We start from the raw sequence: 4,877 nt of genomic DNA, 5'->3' as shown, positions 1-4,877 counted from the left end.
TGGCGGTCGCCAGGGCCGGCGCCGCCTGGCTGCCGCTCGACCCCGCCGCCCCGGCGGCACGGCGGGCATTCATCCTGTCCGACGCCGCGCCCGCGCTGATCCTGTCGGACCTCGCGCACGCATCGCGGCTGCCGTCCGGGCTGGTCGATTTGATCCTGGTCGACGATTTCGCCGCCGCGCCGGACTGCGCCCTGCCCGGCGTGACCCCGGACGACGCGGCCTATCTCGTCTACACGTCGGGCACCACCGGCCAGCCGAAGGGCGTGCTCGTCCCCCATCGCGCCGTCGCCAACCATGCCGCGCACCATGTCGCGATGTGCGTACTGCGCCCGGACGACCGGGTGCTGAACTTCGCGGCGACGGGCTTCGACACCTGCGTCGAGGAGATCGTGCCGAGCCTGATCGCCGGCGCCACCATCGTCGCGCGCCCCGAGGGCTTCCTCGACACCGGACGGGACTTCGACGCCTTCCTCGCGCGCAACCGGATCACCGTGGCGGACCTGCCGACCCAATTCTGGCACCAGTGGACGACCGAAAGCGGCGGCATGCCCGGGTATCTGCGGCTGGTGATCCTCGGCGGCGAGGCGCTGACCGCCGGACAGGTCGCCGACTGGCACCGGCGGGCGGACACGGCGGCGATCCGGCTGATCAACACCTATGGACCGACCGAGGCGACGATCATCGCGACGGCGGCCGACGTGGCCGACGTGGGCCCGGACGGGGCCGGCTCCGCTCCCCCGCTGGGAGAGGCCATCGGCGGGGCCTGCGTGCGCCTGCTCGACGACGCGCTCGCGCCCGTGCCGCCCGGCGTTCCGGGCGAGATCTTCCTCGGCGGGGACTGCCTTGCCACCGGCTATCTCAACCGGCCCGGCCTGACGGCGGAACGGTTCCTGCCCGATCCGTTCGGGCCGCCGGGCGCGCGGCTTTACCGCACGGGCGATATCGGGCGGCTCAGGGCCGACGGAAGCCTCCAGTTTCTCGGGCGTGCCGACGACCAGATCAAGCTGCGCGGCTTCCGCATCGAACCGGCCGAGGTCGAGGCCGCACTCCGCCACGCCGGGGCGGTGTCGGCCCATGCCTGCGTGCGGGAAGACGCGCCGGGCGACCGCCGGCTGGTGGCCTACGTGACCGCGCCCATTGCCGAGGAAGAGCTGGTGGCGGCCCTGCCCGGTCTGCTGCCGGGGCCGATGATCCCGCAGCATGTCGTCGTGCTGGACCGGCTGCCCATGACCGTGAACGGCAAGGTCGACCGGCGCGCCCTGCCCGCCCCCGAACGGCGACAGAAGGTGCAGGCCCCCCTCGGCCCCACGGCGCAGGCCCTTGCCGACATCTGGGGTGCCGTGCTGAACCTTTCCCCGGACGAGATGGCGGACGACGACAACTTCTTCGCGCTCGGCGGTCATTCGCTGCTGGCGACGCGGGTGATCTCGCGGATCCGCACCGGGTTCGCCATCGACCTGCCGCTCAGGGCGCTGTTCGAACATCCGACCATCGGCGCCCTTGCGCCGGTGATCGACGGGATCGCGGCGGCCTCCGCGCCGGAGGAGACCGATGCCATCCTCCCGCTGCCGCGCGATGGCGCCCTGCCCCTGTCCTTCGCCCAGCAGCGGCTCTGGTTCCTCGACCAGTTCGAGCCGGAAAATCCCTACTACAACATCCCCATCGCCCTGCGGCTGGAAGGGGCCCTGGACGTGGCGGCCCTGCACCGCGCGCTCGACGCGATCGTCGCCCGCCACGAGGTGCTGCGCAGCCGCATCCGGCCGCGCGAACACATGCCCGAGGTCGTGATCGACCCACCCGCCCCGCTCGACCTGCCGGTCGACGACCTGGCGCCGCTCGATCCGGCGGCCCGGGACCGCGCGGCCGCGGCGATCCTGGCCGGGGCCGCCCGGCAGCCCTTCGACCTGGCGCGCACCCCGATGCTGCGCGCGCGCCTGCTCCGGCTGGGGCCGGACAGCCACATCCTGGCGGTGGTGCTCCATCACATCGTCGCGGACGGCTGGTCGATGGGGGTTCTCGTGCGCGAGCTGGCGGCGCTCTATGCCGCCTTCCGGAACGGCGCGGAGTCTCCGCTTGCCCCCCTGCCCGTCCAGTACGCGGATTTCGCCGCCTGGCAGCGCGCCTGGCTTCGGGGCCCGCGGATGCAACGGCAGCTCGACTACTGGACGGCCCGCCTCGCCGATGCGCCGGCCGTCCTGGACCTGCCCACCGACCGCCCGCGCCCGGCGATCCAGAGCTATCGCGGCGCGACCGTCGGACTGTCGCTCGACGCTACCCTGGCCGCGGCGCTGCGGGACCGGGCGCAGGCGGGCGGCGTGACGCTGTTTATGCTTCTGCACACCGCCTTCGCCGTACTGATGCACAGGATCAGCGGACAGGAGGATATCCTGATCGGCACGCCCGTCGCCGGCCGCAACCGCAGCGACATCGAAGGCCTGGTCGGCTTCTTCGTCAACACGCTGGTCCTGCGCAGCCGGATCGACCGCGACATGGGCTTCGACACGCTGCTGGAGCGGTCGCGCGACGGGACGCTCGCCGCCTTCGACCACCAGGACGTTCCCTTCGAACACCTGGTCGAAACCCTCGCACCCGAGCGTCACCTGGGCCACGCGCCGCTCTTCCAGGTCATGTTCGTCCTGCAGAACGCGCCCGTCGATCCGGTCGCGCTCGAAGGGCTGAGCCTTTCCGAGATGCCGATGCCCTCGACCGGCGCGAAGTTCGACCTGACATGCATGCTGCACGAGACCGGGACCGGGCTGGAGGGCCATCTCGAATACGCGACCGACCTCTTCGACGCGGCGACCGCCCGTCGCCTCGCGGCGCAGTTCCGCTGCCTGCTGGAAGACATCGCCCGCCGCCCCGCCGCGCCGGTCGGCGCTTTGCGGCTGGTGGACGAGGGCACGGAGCGGCGGCTTGTCGGCGACTGGGCCGCCGGGCCCTTCGCCCCGCCCGCCGAGGATGTGATCGCCCGGTTCGAGGCGACGGCCGCCGGTGCGCCGCACGCCGCCGCCGTCTGTCTCGGCGAGACGGTCTGGGACTACGGCAGGCTCGACGCGCGGGCCGACGCGCTGGCCGCCGTCCTGATGGCGCGCGGGGCGGGCCCCGAGACCGTCGTCGGCATCGCCGCCGCCCCGACGCCCGCGATGATCGCGGGCCTGATCGCCATCCTGAAGACGGGCGCGGCCTACCTGCCGCTCGACCCCGCCCTGCCGCCGAAACGCATCGCGTTCATGCTGGAGGACGCCGCGCCCGCGATGGTCCTGACCGACGCCGCCTCGCGCCCGGCCTTCGCCTCGGCCGGCCTGCCGCTGGTGGACCTGGACGAGCCGCCGGGCAGCGCGCCCCCTCCCGATCGCCGGATGGCGCCGCCGCCCGCGGCCGCGGGATACGTCATGTACACCTCCGGCTCCACCGGTCGGCCGAAGGGCGTCGTGCTGCCGCGCGGAACGCTGAACAACCTCGTCCGCTGGCAGATCGACAGCGCCCCGGTCCCGGATGCCGTGCTGCAGTTCGCCTCGTTCAGCTTCGACGTCTCGTTCCAGGAGGTCTTCTCGACCCTCTGCGCAGGCAGGCGGCTGGTGCTGGTCCCGGAGGGGCTGAAGCAGGATCTTTCCGCGCTGCGCGACCATGCGGCGGCGCAGGGCGTGGGCCGGATGTTCCTGCCGAACGCGGTGCTGCAACAGTGGCTCCTGCTCCCCGCCCCCGCGGCGCCGGTGCCGCCCTGCGAGATCGTCAGCGCCGGCGAGGCACTGGTGACGGCCGACCGCGCGGCGCTGCAGGGCGCGCTCGGCGGGGCAACCCTGTTCAACCAGTACGGGCCGACCGAGACCCACGTCGTCACTCAGATGGCCCTGCCGGCCGCCTCGGCATCCGAAGGGGAAGCCCGCCCGCCGATCGGGCGCCCGATCCCGAATGTCCGGACCTACGTCCTCGATGCCGGGCTGCGCCCGGTCGCGCCCGGCATCTGGGGGCAGCTCTTCATCGGCGGCGAGGCGCCGGCACGCGGCTATCACAACCGGCCCGACCTGACGGCCGCGGCGTTCCTGCCCGACCCGTTCGCCGGCGGCGGCGCGCGGATGTACGCGACCGGCGACATCGCCCGCTGGCGCGAGGACGGCACGCTCGAATACCGCGGGCGGATCGACGACCAGGTCAAGGTCCTGGGGATCCGCGTCGAACCCGGCGAGGTGGCCGCGGCGCTGCACGAGCTGCCGCAGGTGGCGGATGCCGCGGTCGTCCTGAGGGAGGACCAGCCCGGTGCGCCGCGCCTGGTGGCCTACGTCGTCCTTCACGATCCGGCCGACGGTACCGACCTGCGCGGCCTGCTCGCCGCCCGGCTTCCGTCCTACATGGTGCCGGCTTCGCTGGTGGTTCTGGAGCGGTTGCCGCTGACGGCGAACGGGAAGCTGGACCGGCGGGGGCTGCCGGTGCCGGTTGCGGAGGCGCGGGGGGCGCGGCCCGGGGGCGGGGTGGCGGGCCGGGTGGCCGGGATCTGGGCCGAGGTGCTGGGCCTCTCGCCCGACGCGATCGGGATGGAGGACACGTTCTTCGCGCTCGGCGGCCACTCGCTGCTGGCGACGCAGGTGATCTCGCGGCTCCGGGCGGCCTTCGGCATCGAACTGCCGCTCCGGGCGCTGTTCGAGCATCCGACGCTGGCCGCGCTGGCGCCCGCGATCGAGGCGGCGATGGCCGCGGGCGGCGCGGCCGAGGACGGACCCAAGCCGCGCGCCGGCACCGGCCCGGCGCCGCTGTCCTTCGCGCAGCAGCGGCTGTGGTTCCTCGACCAGCTGGCGCCGGGCGACACCGCCTACAGCCTGCCGATGGCGCTCAGGCTCGACGGCGCGCTCGACGCGCGCGCGCTCGCCGCGGCGCTCGGC

1 protein-coding gene is annotated in these 4,877 nt (G+C 73.8%); it reads left to right on the top strand.

The genetic code is table 11. The features are described from left to right. A partial coding sequence (locus A7B20_RS20950) for a non-ribosomal peptide synthetase (RefSeq protein ID WP_157937754.1) occupies positions 1–4,877 on the top strand: 4,877 nt, incomplete at both ends.

Source organism: Oceaniglobus roseus (assembly GCF_002869745.1).
Classification (GTDB): Bacteria; Pseudomonadota; Alphaproteobacteria; order Rhodobacterales; family Rhodobacteraceae; genus Oceaniglobus; species Oceaniglobus roseus.
The sequence above is the reverse complement of the archived record's forward strand: the minus strand, read 5'-3'. Positions and strand labels throughout refer to the sequence as shown.